Origin of the sequence: Micromonospora sp. NPDC002717, assembly GCF_040295705.1 — a bacterium.
Lineage (GTDB): Bacteria > Actinomycetota > Actinomycetes > Mycobacteriales > Micromonosporaceae > Micromonospora.
Map to the genome: position 1 here is coordinate 203,964 of NZ_JBEOVW010000013.1, position 13,786 is coordinate 217,749.

At 73.9% G+C, this 13,786-nt stretch carries 12 protein-coding genes; 4 read left to right on the top strand and 8 right to left on the bottom strand.

Annotated features, from left to right (window positions below):
- Positions 1-102: 102 nt before the first annotated feature.
- A complete protein-coding gene (locus tag ABT006_RS20945) occupies positions 103-2,343 on the top strand; it encodes a coiled-coil domain-containing protein (protein ID WP_350708695.1) in 2,241 nt (746 codons plus the stop codon).
- A 386-nt stretch (positions 2,344-2,729) separates the two neighbouring features.
- Positions 2,730-3,794 (top strand): AI-2E family transporter, encoded by a 1,065-nt coding sequence (locus tag ABT006_RS20950; protein WP_350708745.1) that lies wholly within the window; start codon positions 2,730-2,732, stop codon positions 3,792-3,794.
- A gap of 45 nt (positions 3,795-3,839) precedes the next feature.
- Here ABT006_RS20950 and ABT006_RS20955 read toward each other — a convergent pair whose 3' ends face one another.
- From ABT006_RS20955 to ABT006_RS20985, 7 genes are all read right to left on the bottom strand, one after another.
- Complete coding sequence (locus tag ABT006_RS20955) at positions 3,840-4,649, bottom strand: alpha/beta hydrolase (protein ID WP_350708697.1); 810 nt, start codon at positions 4,647-4,649, stop codon at positions 3,840-3,842.
- A gap of 66 nt (positions 4,650-4,715) precedes the next feature.
- A complete protein-coding gene (locus tag ABT006_RS20960) occupies positions 4,716-5,042 on the bottom strand; it encodes an Rv1322 family protein (protein ID WP_350708699.1) in 327 nt (108 codons plus the stop codon).
- A 56-nt stretch (positions 5,043-5,098) separates the two neighbouring features.
- Positions 5,099-6,145 carry a hypothetical protein gene (locus ABT006_RS20965; protein WP_350708701.1) on the bottom strand — a complete coding sequence of 349 codons (1,047 nt, stop codon included), beginning with the start codon at positions 6,143-6,145 and terminating at the stop codon, positions 5,099-5,101.
- Complete coding sequence (locus tag ABT006_RS20970) at positions 6,142-6,636, bottom strand: SigE family RNA polymerase sigma factor (protein WP_350708703.1); 495 nt, start codon at positions 6,634-6,636, stop codon at positions 6,142-6,144. The genes ABT006_RS20965 and ABT006_RS20970 overlap by 4 nt, the downstream gene beginning before the upstream one ends.
- 40 nt (positions 6,637-6,676) lie before the next feature.
- Entirely contained in the window at positions 6,677-8,467 is a 1,791-nt protein-coding gene (locus ABT006_RS20975; protein WP_350708705.1) for a 3-hydroxyacyl-CoA dehydrogenase family protein, read from the bottom strand.
- Between the two features lie 137 nt (positions 8,468-8,604).
- Entirely contained in the window at positions 8,605-9,672 is a 1,068-nt protein-coding gene (locus ABT006_RS20980) for an alpha/beta hydrolase (RefSeq protein WP_350708707.1), read from the bottom strand.
- A 74-nt stretch (positions 9,673-9,746) separates the two neighbouring features.
- Positions 9,747-10,292, bottom strand: a complete 546-nt coding sequence (locus ABT006_RS20985; RefSeq protein ID WP_350708709.1) for an FHA domain-containing protein — start codon at positions 10,290-10,292, stop codon at positions 9,747-9,749.
- A gap of 322 nt (positions 10,293-10,614) precedes the next feature.
- Between ABT006_RS20985 and ABT006_RS20990 the strand changes: the two genes are divergently transcribed.
- Positions 10,615-12,111, top strand: a complete 1,497-nt coding sequence (locus ABT006_RS20990) for an aldehyde dehydrogenase family protein (RefSeq protein WP_350708711.1) — start codon at positions 10,615-10,617, stop codon at positions 12,109-12,111.
- A gap of 18 nt (positions 12,112-12,129) precedes the next feature.
- On the opposite strand, the gene nucS is transcribed toward ABT006_RS20990, so the two are convergent.
- Positions 12,130-12,789, bottom strand: a complete 660-nt coding sequence (nucS, locus tag ABT006_RS20995; RefSeq protein ID WP_076472317.1) for an endonuclease NucS — start codon at positions 12,787-12,789, stop codon at positions 12,130-12,132.
- 71 nt (positions 12,790-12,860) lie between these two features.
- On the opposite strand from nucS, the gene ABT006_RS21000 reads away from it, so the two are divergent.
- On the top strand, positions 12,861-13,478 hold the full coding sequence (locus tag ABT006_RS21000) for a DUF4126 domain-containing protein (RefSeq protein ID WP_350708713.1): 618 nt from the start codon (positions 12,861-12,863) through the stop codon (positions 13,476-13,478).
- Positions 13,479-13,786 lie beyond the last annotated feature (308 nt).

Consider the following 13,786-nt stretch of genomic DNA (forward strand, 5'->3'; position numbering starts at 1 on the left):
TTTCCCGCCAGGGAATTGCCCGGGCGTGGCCGCAGTGAAGTAGGTCCCATCCGGGGCGTCCGTATCGCCCCAGCAGAGCCGGATGCGTGTGAGGATGGGGGCATGTCGCACGGCGAGGAACTGTTCGCTCTCGGCGGGGACGTGACCACGGAGCCCAGCTTCGAGTCCGCTCTGCGGGGGTACGAGAAACGACAGGTCGACCGGTACGTCGCTCGTGCGGAGCACGAGATCGCGGCCCTCGCGGCCGAGCGGGAACAGGCCTACACACAGATCCACAAGCTCGCCGGCCAGGTGGAGGTGCTCCAGCGGGACCTCGCCCAGGCGCGCAAGTCGTCCGGCGCGCTGGAGAACGTCTCCTTCCGGCACCTCGGCCCGCGGGTGGAACAGATCCTCACCCTCGCCGAGGAGCAGGCCGACGCGGTCCTGGTCGCCGCCAACCAGGAGATCGAGGCGCGCCGGGCCGCCGCCGAGCACATCATCGATGAGGCACGCGAACAGGCCGCCACCGCGCTCAAGGACTTCGAGATCGCGCTGGCCGCCCGCCGGGCGGAGGAGGAGCGGCACAGCGCGGCCCGCAAGGCCGAGGCGGACGCCGCGGTCCGGACCGCCAAGGAGGAGGCCGCGCGGCTGGGCAAGGCCGCCCAGGAGGCGCTGGCGAAGGCCCAGCAGGAGGCCGCCCAGCTGCGGGACGCGGCCAAGGAGATCCACCACCGGGCCCAGCAGGAGGCGACCAAGCTCCGCGAGGCCGCCAAGGAGGTCCACGCCAGGGCCCAGCAGGAGGCCACCCAGCTCCGCGAGGCCGCCAAGGAGGTCCACGCCAAGGCCCAGCAGGAGGCCAAGCGCCTGGTCGACCAGGCCACCGAGGCGGGCCGGGCCACCCACGCCAAGGCCCAGCGGGACGCCAAGCAGATCATCGACGACGCCGCCCAGGCCGGCCGGGCCACCCGCGACAAGGCCCGGCAGGAGGCGGAGCGGCTCACCACCCAGGCGGCCGAGGCGGCCAAGCGCAGCCGCGCCGAGACCGAGGCGTACGTGCAGCGGATGCGCACGGAGACCGAGGCGTACGTGCAGCAGGCCCGGGCGCAGACGCAGCAGGAGCTGGGCGCCTGGCGGGCCGGCGTGGAGCAGGAGGTCAACAGCCGCCGCGAGGCGGCGGACCGCGAGCTGACCCAGCGCCGGACGACCGCCGAGCAGGAGTTCGCCAAGCGCCGCGACGACCTGGAGAAGCAGTACAAGACCCGCCTCGCCGAGCTGGAGCAGCAGCACAAGAGCCGGCACGACGAGCTGGAGACCGGGTTCGAGTCGCGCCGCGCCACGCTGGAGTCGGAGTACACCAGCCGGAAGAACGAGATCGAGCAGGGTGCCGCCGCCGTCCGGCAGGCCGCCGAACGGGACGCGCTGGCGATGCGCCGCCAGGCCGAGGAGGAGGCGGCGACGCTGCTCGGCCGGGCCGAGTCGGAGGCGGCCGAGAAGCGCCGCACGGCCGACGAGCACGTGGCGACCTCGCGCCGCCAGTTCGAGGAGTACGCGGCGACGACGCAGCAGCACCTGGCCACCACCCAGCAGCACCTCGCCGCCACCCAGCAGGAGGCCGCGGCGAGCCGTCAGCAGCTCGCCCAGGTGATGCTGGAGATCGCGCAGGCCCAGCAGCAGCTCGCCGACCTGCGGCAGGAGACGTGGAAGTCGCGGCAGGAGTCCGACGAGTTGCAGCGGCAGGTCGCCGAGCTGCGGTTGGGGCTGGTCGGTGCGGCCGACGGACGGGGCGGGACGGCCACCGCCGCGGCCGGCCCGGTGGCCGACGGCGGGCGAGCCGGGACCGGCACCGCCACGGCGAACGGCGGGAAGGCGTCGACCGCCGCCGGGGCGGGCGGGGCGTCCGCGTCCCGGAGCGACGGGACGCCGGCGGGGCCGGGCGGGGCCAGTAAGGACACCGCCCCGGCCGCGGCGGGCGAGGCGAAGAAGGAGGCCGCGCCGGCCGGAGCGGGAGCGGCTCCGGCGGGTGGGGCCGGGGGCAAGGAGGCCGCCACGGTCGAGGACGGCAGGCCCGGCGCGGGCAAGGTCGAGCCGGCGGAGGCCGGCCAGCCGGCCAAGGGTCGGATCGAGCCGGCGGACGCCGGGCAGCCGGAGAGCGGCAAGGTCGCGTCCGTGACCACCGTCGACGGCGGCACCGCCAGCGCCGGCGTGGAGGGGGAGCCGACCGTGGCGGCGGTGCCGGGTGAGGCCGGCCGGGGCGCCACCCCGACGAAGATCACCAGCACCGGCGAGAACGGCAAGCGGCCGACGAAGCCGACCACCGACGAGCGCAGCGCCAAGCCGAGCAAGGTCGTCGTCGAGAAGGACTGACCACCCACCCGGCCGTTGGCCGGGCCGACGCGACCCGGTGGACGGACGGGGGTCGGTTCGGCGCCCTGACGACCACTACGCTCCTGATCGGAGCCCCCGGACCTGGGCTCCCCGCGCCCGGGGAAGCCGGCGGGCGCCGGCGAGAGTCGATCAGGGAGGTCCGGATGGCACAGGACGGACCTGCGGCGTCGGGCGCCGACCGGGAGCCCGAGGCCACCCCGGACCCAGCCGGGACGGCCGCCGAGCCGGAACGGGCCCCCGACCCGGGACGGAGGCGGGCCGCCGCGCGGGAGCGGACGGCCGAGCCCGGGCGGGAACGGGCCGCCGAGCGGGAGCGGGCCGGTGCGGTGCCCGAGGTCGAGGCGTCGACGCTGGGCGGCGACGAAATGCCGGCCGTCGGGACGGGGCGGTTCGGCACGCCGGGGCGGCCGCTGCGGCGCAGCAGCTTCCTGGTCGGCTTCACGGGGGCGGCCGGTGTGCTGCTCGCGTACGCCCTCTATCTGGGCCTGCGCAACGCGGCCGGAATCCTCGTCATGGTGGTCATCGCGATCTTCCTCGCCGTGGGCCTGCACCCCGCCGTGGTCCGGCTGCGGTCCTGGGGGCTCCCGCACGGCGCGGCGGTGGCGACGGTCGCGCTGACGGTCGTGCTGCTCCTCTGCGGCGGCGTGTTCGCCCTGGTGCCGCCGATCGTCACGCAGACCGGGCAGTTCGTCGACCAGTTGCCGAGCTACCTGGAGGAGTTGCGCCGCAACCGGACGGTCAACGACCTGGTGGAGCGGTACGACCTGATGGAGCGGATACAGAACGCGGCGAACCCGGCCACGATCGGGCGGGCGCTCGGCGGGGTGCTCGGCGGGGCCCAGATGCTCTTCGGCACGGTGCTCCGGGGGCTGACCGTGCTGGTGCTGACGATCTACTTCCTCGCCTACTTCGACCGACTCCGCGATCTGGGCTACTCGCTGGTGCCCCGGTCCCGCCGGGAGCGGGTGCGGCTGATCGGCGACGAGATCCTCACCAAGGTCGGCGCGTACATGGTGGGTGCGATCAGCATCGCGGTGCTGGCCGGGACGACCACGTTCGTCTTCGCGCTGGTCGTCGGGCTGCCGTACCCGTTCGCGCTGGCCGTGGTGGTCGCGGTGACCGACCTCGTCCCGCAGATCGGCGCCACGCTGGGCGCGGTGATCGTCAGCCTGGTCGGCTTCGCCACCGACCCGCCGGCCGGCATCGCCTGCGTGGTGTTCTTCCTGATCTACCAGCAGGTGGAGAACTACCTGATCTATCCCAAGGTCATGCGCCGGTCGGTGGCGGTCAACGAGGTGGCCGCCCTGGTCGCCGCGCTGCTCGGCGTGTCCCTGCTGGGCGTGGTGGGCGCGCTGATCGCAATCCCGGCGGTGGCCGCGTTCCAGCTCATCCTGCGGGAGGTGATCCTGCCCAGGCAGGAGTCCCGTTGACCCCGGCCGGGACCGCGACGACCGCCTGGCCCGCGGGCGGGCGGGTCAGCCGGCCTGGCCCGCGGGCGGGCCGGGCACCGGCCGGTCGGCGAAGGAGGCCACCGTGCGGTCGGCGTACGCGCTGACGTCGCCGGTCTCCACCGGGCCGTCCCAGGTGGTAGGCAGCGGCACGGCGGCGGCCGGGTCGACCCGGCGGACCACCTCGTCCAGCACGGTCTCGGCGTCGCCGACCCAGAGGTGCTTCGCGCCGGGCACCCCGACCACCTCGGCCTGCGGCACCGCCGCGAAGCGTTCCCGCGCCTCGTCGGGGCGCAGGTAGTCGTCGAACTCCGGCACCAGGGCGGTCAGCGGCTTGCCGGACGCCGCCCAGTGGTCGAGGTCCGCCGGGGTGGAGTAGCGCAGCGGCGGGGAGAGCAGGATCGCCCCGGTGACCGCCGGGTCGCAGCCGTACTTGAGCGTCAGGTCGGTGCCGAACGACCAGCCGAGCAGCCAGATGTTCGGCAGCTCGGCGAACTCGGCGTACTCGATGGCGGCGGCGACGTCGAAACGCTCGCCGACGGCGTTGTCGAAGGCGCCCTCGCTGGTGCCGCGCAGGCTGCTGGTGCCCCGGGTGTTGAAGCGGAGCACCGCCAGGTCGGCCAGGGCCGGCAGGCGCCACGCCGCCTTGCGGAACACGTGGCTGTCCATCATCCCGCCGTGCGTGGGCAGCGGGTGCAGGCAGACGAGGGTGCCCACCGGCTCCCGGTCCAGCGGTCGAGCCAGCTCGCCGACCAGCCGCAGTCCGTCCGCGGTGTGCAGTTCGATGTCCTCGCGACGCCCGGGCAGGATGGTGGACGCGCGGATCGGTGTGCTCACCCGTCCAGTCTCACCCGTGCGGCCGGGGACCGCCGGGCGGGGCGGAAACAGGGTGATCCAGATCGCTCAGCCGTACCGGGGGGCGCCGCGACCGCGCTGGACGACCGGCCCGCGCCGGTCCCGGGCGCGCCAGCAGCCGCTGTGCCAGTGCCGCCGGTCCGTCAGGTCGCCCCGCCCGTCGGCCGGCCACGCCACCAGGTGCGCCACCCCGGGCCGGATCTCCTGGTCGCAGCCCGGACAGCGGTACGTCTTGGTGGACGCCCCGCCGCTGATCCCGCGCACCTGCCACTCGCCGTCGCGCCACTGCTGCACCGAGGCGACGCCCTGACGGGCCCGGTCGGAGTCGAGGTGCGCGGACTCATCGCGGCGGGGTCGGTTGCGACGGGGGCTCACGGTCACCAAGCGTACGGGCCGACGGCGGGAGGGCCAGTCGGCCCGGCCCGGCCCGGTCAGTCCCAGGTCTCGGGGCGGGTCAGGTCCTCGGCGACCCGCGCCCCGCCTAGTACGAGGGCGGCGTCCTGCTCGGTGAAGCCGTCGAAGGGCCAGCCGAAGTCGGCCACCAGGTGGGCCTTCGGGAATCCGAGCAGCTCCAGTTGCTCGCCCTGCGGGTAACGGTAGGCGGGCCGGCCGGCGATCGTCCGGTTCCCCTCGGTCCGGCTGCTGGCGATACTCCTCGCGTACTCGAAGGACACGGTCATCTGCCGCTGCTCGCTCGCGGTCACCCGCAGCGACACCTGCAGCGTGGCGGGGAAGGAGTCCGCGTCGATCCGGCAGCCGGTGAGCCGGGCGCCGGTGGGCAGCGTGGATAGCCGCACCGGGCCGTCGCAGCGGCGCGCGTCGCCCAGCCGGAGGGCGCGGAGCGCCACGTCGATCTCCCGAGCGGTGGCGGCGGTCACGGTGGCCCGGGCGTACAGGCCGCGGGCAGGTTGCCAGAGCCGGACCCAGCTGGGCGTCTCTCCCCTGCCCCGGTGCCGGCGATCGCTGCCGTCGTAGGCCTTCTCGGCGGTCCCCGACACGTCGAACGGCAGTCCGTCGACCACACCGTGCATGAGCGCGGCGGCGGAGGTGGTCAGCTCGACGGTGACCGCCCGGCCACCGCCGACGTCGGCCCGGACCAGCTCCACCCCCGACCAGACCTCCCAGCCCAGGTAGCGGGCCCGGGCCGGGTCGAACCCGAAGTGCAGCACCTGCGGATCCGTGCCGACCAGGTCGGGCCGGCTCGCGGCTCCCGGTACGCCGTCCGCCCGGGCCGGCGTCACCGCGGAGGTTCCCGGCGCGGCGGCGTACGGTGGGCGTACCTCCTCCAGCCAGCCGGCGCTGGTGGCGACGGCGAGCCCGAGCACCGCCACCAGGCCCACGGCGACCCCCGCGCCGGCCCGACGACGACGGCGGGCCTTACCCCCGGCGACCGCACGCGCCGTCAGCCGGTCGGTGTCGACCGTTCCCTCGGCGCGCTCGCGCAGCACCCGTACGATCCGCTCGTCAAGGTCGGTCACGGCCGGCTCCCGTTCGTCGTCGGGAGGTCGCAGCGCTCCCGGAGGTGGGCGAGCGCCCGCATGGCATGGGTGCGGACGGTGACCGGCGAGCAGTCCAAAATCTGGGCGATGGTCGCGTCGTCGAGGTCCTCGTAGTAGCGCAGCACGAGCACCGCCCGCTGGCGTTCCGGCAGCCCGAGGACGAGCCGCCACATCGCGTCCCGGTCGGCGGTCTCCCCGCCGAGGTCGCCGCGCTGCGGCCGCTCGGCGAAGTCGGCCGTCGCCAGTTCCCGGCTCGCGCGCCGGCGCCACCAGGAGTTGTTGGCGTTGACCAGCATCCGGCGCACGTACACGTCGGGCCGGTCCGCCCGGGCGATCCGCCGCCAGTGCACGTAAGCGCGGGCGAGGACGTCCTGGGTGAGGTCCTCGGCCCGGTGCTCGTCCCCGGTCAGCAGCCGGGCCAGCCGGATCAGGGCCGGCCCGCGGCTGCTGACGTACTCCTCGAAGGTCACACCATGCAGACGCCGTCATCGGCGCCGGGCGTTGACCCGCTCAGCGACGGGTGTGGTCGCGGAAGCCGCGGCCGCTCTTGCGACCCAGGTAGCCGGCCGTGACCAGGTGCTCCAGCAGCGGGGCGGGCGCGAAGCCCGGCTCACGCAGCTCCAGGTAGAGCTCCCGCTGGATGGCCAGCGAGACGTCCAGGCCGACCACGTCGAGCAGCTCGAACGGGCCCATCGGGTAGCCGCAGCCCAGCTTCATCGCGTAGTCGATGTCGTCGGCGGTGGAGTAACTGGCCTCCAGCATCTTGACCGCGTCGTTGAGGTACGGGAAGAGCAGCGCGTTGACGACGAAGCCGGACCGGTCGCCGCAGACCACGCCCGTCTTGCCCAGCGCGGCGCAGACGGCGCGGGCGGTGGCGGTCGTCTCGGCCGAGGTCCGGATGGTCTGCACGATCTCGACGAGCGGCATGACGGGGGCCGGGTTGAAGAAGTGCAACCCGACCACGTCGGCGGGCCGCTGGGTGGCCATCGCGACGTCGATCACCGGCAGCGACGAGGTGGTGGTGGCGAGCACGACGCCCGGCTTGCAGATCTCGTCGAGGCTGGCGAAGAGGGCCTTCTTGACGCTCAGCTCCTCCACCACGGCCTCGACCACGAGGTCGACGTCCGCGAGGTGCTCCAGGGTGGCCGACCAGTTGATCCGGCCGAGCGCGGCGTCCCGGTCGGTCTCGCTGACCTTGCCGCGCACCACGCCCTTGTTGAGCGAGGTCTTGACCGCTTCGCAGACCTTCGCGGACTTCTCCGCGCCCCGGGTCACCGAGACGACCTCGTACCCGGCCTTGGCGAAGACCTCGATGATCCCGGTGGCCATCGTCCCGGAGCCCACCACGCCCACCTTCGCGGTGGCGCGCGCGCCGTCGGCCAGCGCCGGCTCCGCGGCCACGGGCGTCCGCTCGTCCGGTACGACCTTCGGGGAGCCCGGCCGCTCGTAGGTGTAGAAGCCCCGGCCGGACTTGCGGCCGAGCAGCCCGGCGGTGACCATCTGCTTGATCAGCGGCACCGGGGCGTGCCGGCGGTCCCGGCCGCCGCGCCGGTACATGGTGTCCAGGATCTCGTACGCGGTGTCCAGGCCGATCAGGTCCATCAGCGCCAGCGGGCCCATCGGCAGGCCGCAGCCGAGCTTCATGGCCGCGTCGATGTCCTCGCGGGTGGCGTAGTGCGACTCGAACATGCCGACGGCGTGGTTGAGGTAGCCGAAGAGCAGCGCGTTGGCGATGAATCCGGCGCGGTCGTTGATGGTCACGTCGACCTTGCCGAGCCGCTCGCAGAGCGCCTCCACGTCGGCGACCACGTCGGCGGAGGTGACCACCGTCCGGACCACCTCGACGAGCTTCATGACCGGGGCCGGGTTGAAGAAGTGGATGCCGATCACCTGGTTGGGCCGGCTGGTGGCGACGGAGATCTCGGTGACGCTCAACGACGAGGTGTTGGTGGCGAGGATCGCCTCGGGCTTGCAGACCCGGTCCAGCTCGGCGAAGATCCGCTGCTTGAGGTCCAGGTGCTCGGGCACCGCCTCGATGACGAGGTCCACCGAGTGCAGCGCGTCCAGCCCGACCTGCCAGTGGACCCGGCTCAGCAGCGCGTCCCGGTCCGCCTCGGCGAGCTTGCCCTTGGTCACGGCCCGGTCCGTCGAGCCGGTCAGGGTGGCCCGACCGCGCTCCAGCGCGCCCTCGGAGATCTCGACCGCGACGACGTCGACGCCGTTGCGCGCGAATACCTCGACGATGCCGGCACCCATGGTGCCCAGACCCACAACGCCCACGCTGGTGAACTCGCGCGCCACGACCGGCCTCCCCAATGCTCCGCACAGCCGCGTGAACGGCCACTAAGGTTATGCGCGCGAGTCTGCCACGTGACGTTCGGTTGTCGAGACGCGGTGGGGTATTTCACGAGCGGCGCGGCCCGTCGGCCCGCCCGTCGTCAGGCCGCCCCGCCGGTCAGCCGGAGCAGCTCGGCGACGAACTCGGCCGGCCGCTCCAGGTGCGGGCTGTGCCCACAGCCGGGCAGCAGCACCTCCCGGTACGCGCCACCGGCCGCCGCGTACCGCTCCAGCACCGCCCGGGTCTGCCCCACCATCGGCTGCGCCGGGCAGGCATCCGCCCCCGGCCAGCCCGGCACCGCGCCGAGCGAGCCCAGGTGCGCCAGGTCGAACAGCGAGGTGTCCGAGACGATCACGTCGGCGTCCCCGTGGATCCAGGTGACCGGCGGCTTGCCGGCGACGGCCACGAGTTCGTCGGCGACCCGGAAGTACGCCGGGGAGAGCGCGTTGAGCACGCCGCGCCGGCCCGGAGCGGTGCCGGGCCAGTTCGTCGAGTCCACCGCCGTGCCCGGGTAGTTGTCGTCGCCCGTCGCGGTGGTGAGGAGGGTGTCCAGCAGCAGTTCCTCGTCGTCGCCGAGCGAGGCCGGGTCCGCCACGTAGGTGGCCCGCAGCACGTTGCGCGGGCTGGCCTGGCTGTCCGCGCCCCGGTCGCCGGCGGCCAGCCGCTTGACGAACTCCTGGTTGGCCGTGCCCGCCCCGGTGCCGGCGAAGTCGGACGTGGTGGGGGTGCCGGCCAGGTCGCGGGTGCCCCCGTAGCCGTACGGCGAGACCGGCGCGGCGAGCAGCAACGCGGCCACCCGGTCGGGGTGGTCGACCAGCAGCCGCATGGCCACTCCCCCGCCCAGCGAGTGCCCGACGACCACCGGCCGGGCGCCGGGCGCGAACAGGGACGGCTCGTCCAGCAGCGCGGCGAGGTCGTCGGAGAAGTCGGTCAGCCCCCGGGTCGCGTCCACCGGGGCGGTGTCGGTGTACCCGTAGCCCCGCAGGTCGGGCGCGACCACCCGGAGGGTGTCCGGCAGCCGCCGCACCAGCGGCTCCCAGAACGCCGCGGACGAGCAGTTGCCGTGGATCAGCAGCACGGGCACGCCGTCCGGCGGCCCGGCCACCCGCACCGCCTGGGTGATCCCGTTCGCCGACACGAGCTGCTGTCCGGTCTCCATCCGCGGCATGCTGCCACGACGCCCCGGCCGCGTCCATGGGTCCTCCCGCCATGTTCCCTGGTCGGGAAGTGTGCGGCGACAGGTCAGGACGGGGCGGACCCCAGCGCGCCCACCGGCAGCGGCGGCACCGCGTCGGGACCCTGGAGGGCCGGCATCGCGGCCGACAGCGACGGCGCCGGCTGGGCAGCCTGAAGGGCGGGGGTCACGAGGGGGTCGGCGCCCGGGAGGGCCGGGGTCGCGATCGGCAGCGGCAGCGTCGGGCGGTGGTCCCGGCGCGGCTGGCCGAAGCTGAGCCCCACCGGATCGGTCCGCGCCACGCCCGGGTCGAAGAGGCGCAGCTCGGTGCGCCCGAGCCGGATCACGTCCCCGTCGGCCAACTGCTCCACGCCGGTGATCCGCCGGTCGTTCAGCCAGGTGCCGTTGGTCGAGCCCAGGTCCGCCAGGCAGGCGCCCTCGTCCGTCAGCCAGACCTCGGCGTGCCGGCGGCTCAGGTGCGCGTCGGGCACGACGATGTCGGCGGTCGGCACCCGACCGATCACCTGCCGCACCGGGCCGACCCGGAAACTCAGCCCCCGCATCGCCCCACCCGCCACCGTCAGCAACGGCATCAGTTCCGGACGCTCCTCCATGGACAGTCAGCCCCCCACACCGCGCGGTCACCCCGCGCGTCAGCCTGCCACCACACGGTAGTCGCCCTCGACCGCCGGGCGGTCACCTCCACGCCCCCGGCCGGACACCTCCCGTTCGCCGGTTCGGCGTCCACCGGCTGACAAAACCGCGAACAAGTCCCGGCCGGCCGGACACCCGGCCACGTCCACGGAATCGGGCACCACCGCGTTCAACGAGGCCGGGCGGCGGGCCATGACCTCTTCCGTACGGGTGGCCCGGCGGACCGGAACCAGCGGGCGCGCCACCCTACCGGCGAGTAATCCTCAGGTCTAGACTTCCGTCATGACGGCTGTGCATGCCCCGGGAACCCCGGTCATCGAGGACGGTCGGCTGGTGTCGACGAGCCCGGCGACCGGCGCGGAGGTCGGTCGCCTGCCGGTGGCGACCGCCGAGGACGTCGCGCGGGCGGTCGACCGCGCCCGGCCGGCCGGCGAGTGGTGGGCCGGGCTCGGCTTCGCCGCGCGCAGGGAGCAGCTGCTGCGGTGGCGGGCCCTGCTCGCCCGGCGGATCGAGGAGCTGGCCGAGCTGGTGCACGCCGAGGGCGGCAAGCCGTTGGCCGACGCCATCGTGGAGATCGTCAGCGCCGTCGAGCACGTCGACTGGGCGGCCCGCAACGCCCGCCGGGTGCTGGGCCCCCGCCGGGTCCGCTCGCGGCTCGTCCTGGCCGAGTTCTCCGCCCACCTCGAATACCAGCCGCACGGCGTGATCGGCGTGATCGGGCCGTGGAACTATCCCGTCTTCACCCCGATCGGCTCCGTCGCGTACGCGCTCGCGGCCGGGAACGCGGTGGTGCTGAAGCCCAGCGAGTACACCCCCGCCGTCGGGCAGTGGCTGGTCGACACGTTCGCCGAGGTGGTGCCGGAACGCCCGGTGTTCACCGCGGTGCACGGGCTCGGTGACGTCGGCGCCGCACTCTGCCGCTCCGGGGTGGGCAAGGTGGCCTTCACCGGCTCGTCCGCCACCGCCAGGAAGGTGATGGCGGCCTGCGCCGAGTCGCTGACGCCCGTGCTGCTGGAGGCGGGCGGCAAGGACGCGATGATCGTCGACGCCGACGCCGACCTGGACGCCGCCGCCGAGGCGTGCGTCTGGGGCGCGCTCACCAACGCCGGCCAGACCTGCATCGGCATCGAGCGGGTCTACGCGGTCGAGCCGGTCTTCGACGCCTTCGTCGGGAAGGTGGTCGAGCGGGCCGGCCGGTTGACCGTCGGCCCCGACGACGCCGACATCGGCCCGATCACCATGCCGAGCCAGCTCGACGTGATCCGCCGGCACATCGACGACGCGCTGGCCCGGGGCGGCCGGGCGGTGCTGGGCGGCGCCGACGCGGTGCAGCCGCCGTACGTGCGCCCGACCGTGCTGGTGGACGTGCCGGAGGACTCACTCGCCGTACGCGAGGAGACCTTCGGCCCGACCCTGACCGTCAACCGGGTCCGCGACGCCGACGAGGCCGTCGCCCGGGCCAACGCCCTGTCGTACGGCCTGGGGGGTTCGGTCTTCGGCCGGCGGCGCGCGGTGGCGATCGCCCGGCGGCTGCGCTCGGGGATGGCGTCGGTCAACTCGACGCTGACCTTCGCCGGGATGTCCACGCTGCCGTTCGGCGGCGTCGGCGACTCCGGCTTCGGCCGCATCCACGGCGAGGACGGGCTGCGCGAATTCAGCCGCGCCAAGGCGATCACCCGCCGGCGGGCCCGGTCGCTGCTGGCCTCCACGACCTTCGAGCGGACGCCGGCCGACGTCGCCCGGCTCGTCAGGGCCATCAAGACGATGTACGGCCGGTGAGCCACGGGGCGGAGGGCGTCAGAAGAGGGTGAGTTCGTCCCGCTCGATGCCGCGCAGCTTGTCGTAGTCCACGACGACGCAGCGGATGCCCCGGTCCGTGGCGAGCACCCTGGCCTGCGGCTTGATCTCCTGCGCGGCGAACACCCCGGCGACGGGCGCGAGCAGCGGGTCGCGGTTCATCAACTCCAGGTACCGGGTGAGCTGCTCCACGCCGTCGATCTCGCCGCGCCGCTTCACCTCCACCGCCACGGCACCCTGGTTGGCGTCCCGGCAGAGCAGGTCCACCGGACCGATGGCCGTCATGTACTCCCGGCGGACCAGCGTGAACCCCTCGCCGAGCGTCTCCGGGTTGGCCGCCAGCAACTCCTGGAGGTGCGCCTCCACGCCGTCCTTGCGCAGGCCCGGGTCGACGCCCAGCTCGTACGAGGTGTCCTGGAAGATCTCCTCCAGGGTGATCCGCAGCTCCTCGCCGGCCTTGTTGACGACCCGCCAGACACCGGGGGCCTCCTCCAGCCGGCAGGGCGGGCTCATCCAGTTCAGCGGCTTGTACGCCCGGTCGTCGGCGTGGATCGACACCGATCCGTCCGCCTTCACCATCAGCAACCGGGTGGCCGGCGGCAGGTGGGCCGAGAGCCGTCCGACGTAGTCCACCGAGCACTTCGCAATCACCAACCGCACCCGACGAGGGTAGCCGAGGCCCCAGCCCGCGCCACCGAGCGGCACTGGCGTGGCGGTGGGATGCTGAGACGGTGCTCGAAGTTCTCACCGGTACCGGCCTCGCCGCCTCAGCGGGGCTGAACGCCTACATCCCCCTGCTCACCATGGGGTTGCTGGCCCGCTACACCAGCCTGATCGACCTGCCCGCCGGCTGGCAGTGGCTCGGCAACGGCTGGGTGCTCGCCATCCTGGCGGTGCTGCTGGTCATCGAGGTCGTGGCCGACAAGGTGCCCGTGGTCGACCACGTCAACGACGTGGTGCAGACCGTGGTCCGGCCCACCGCGGGTGGCCTGGCCTTCGGCGCGGGCTCGTCGTCGGAGACGGTGACGGTGAGCGACCCGGGGAGCTTCTTCTCCTCCCACCAGTGGGTCCCGGTGGTGACCGGGGTGCTGATCGCCCTCGGCGTGCACCTGCTGAAGTCCGCCGCCCGACCGGTCGTCAACGCGACCACGGCCGGCGTCGGCGCCCCGGTGGCCAGCACCGCCGAGGACGCCACCAGCGTGGTCATGTCGGTGGTGGCGATCATCCTGCCGGTGCTGGTACTGGCGTTCCTGCTCGGGCTGGTCCTCTTCGTCGTCTGGTTCGTGCGCCGCCGGTCCGACCGACGCCGCGAACGTCAGGCGGCCCGGGCCGCCGGCTTCCGCGTCTGACCCTCGTACGCACCGACGGCCGGCCACCCCGCGTGGGGTGCCGGCCGTCGTCGGTGGTCGAGATGTGCCGCTGGCCGGCGCCCGTGTCGGGTGCCGGCCAGCGTTCCCCCTTGTGGTGGAAAGTCTGTCTCTGTGTGTCAGTTGTTCCAGTGCTTGGCGACGAGGTCGGCGGCCTGCTGTTCCCACTGGGCGTAGTGGTCGGGGTACGCCGATACCTGCACGGTCTGTGCGGCCTCGGTCAGGGGCATGTCCTGCCACCCGTCGACCTGCTTGAGGCCCTTCAGGAACGCCGTGGTCGAGTACTCGGG

What these genes read in the sequence shown, in the direction of transcription:
- ABT006_RS20945 (WP_350708695.1), top strand. Translation starts at nt 103, where the DNA reads ATGTCGCACGGCGAGGAACTGTTCGCTCTCGGCGGGGACGTGACCACG.
- ABT006_RS20950 (WP_350708745.1), top strand. Translation starts at nt 2,730, where the DNA reads ATGCCGGCCGTCGGGACGGGGCGGTTCGGCACGCCGGGGCGGCCGCTG.
- ABT006_RS20980 (WP_350708707.1), bottom strand. Translation starts at nt 9,672, where the DNA reads ATGCCGCGGATGGAGACCGGACAGCAGCTCGTGTCGGCGAACGGGATC.
- ABT006_RS20985 (WP_350708709.1), bottom strand. Translation starts at nt 10,292, where the DNA reads ATGGAGGAGCGTCCGGAACTGATGCCGTTGCTGACGGTGGCGGGTGGG.
- ABT006_RS20990 (WP_350708711.1), top strand. Translation starts at nt 10,615, where the DNA reads ATGACGGCTGTGCATGCCCCGGGAACCCCGGTCATCGAGGACGGTCGG.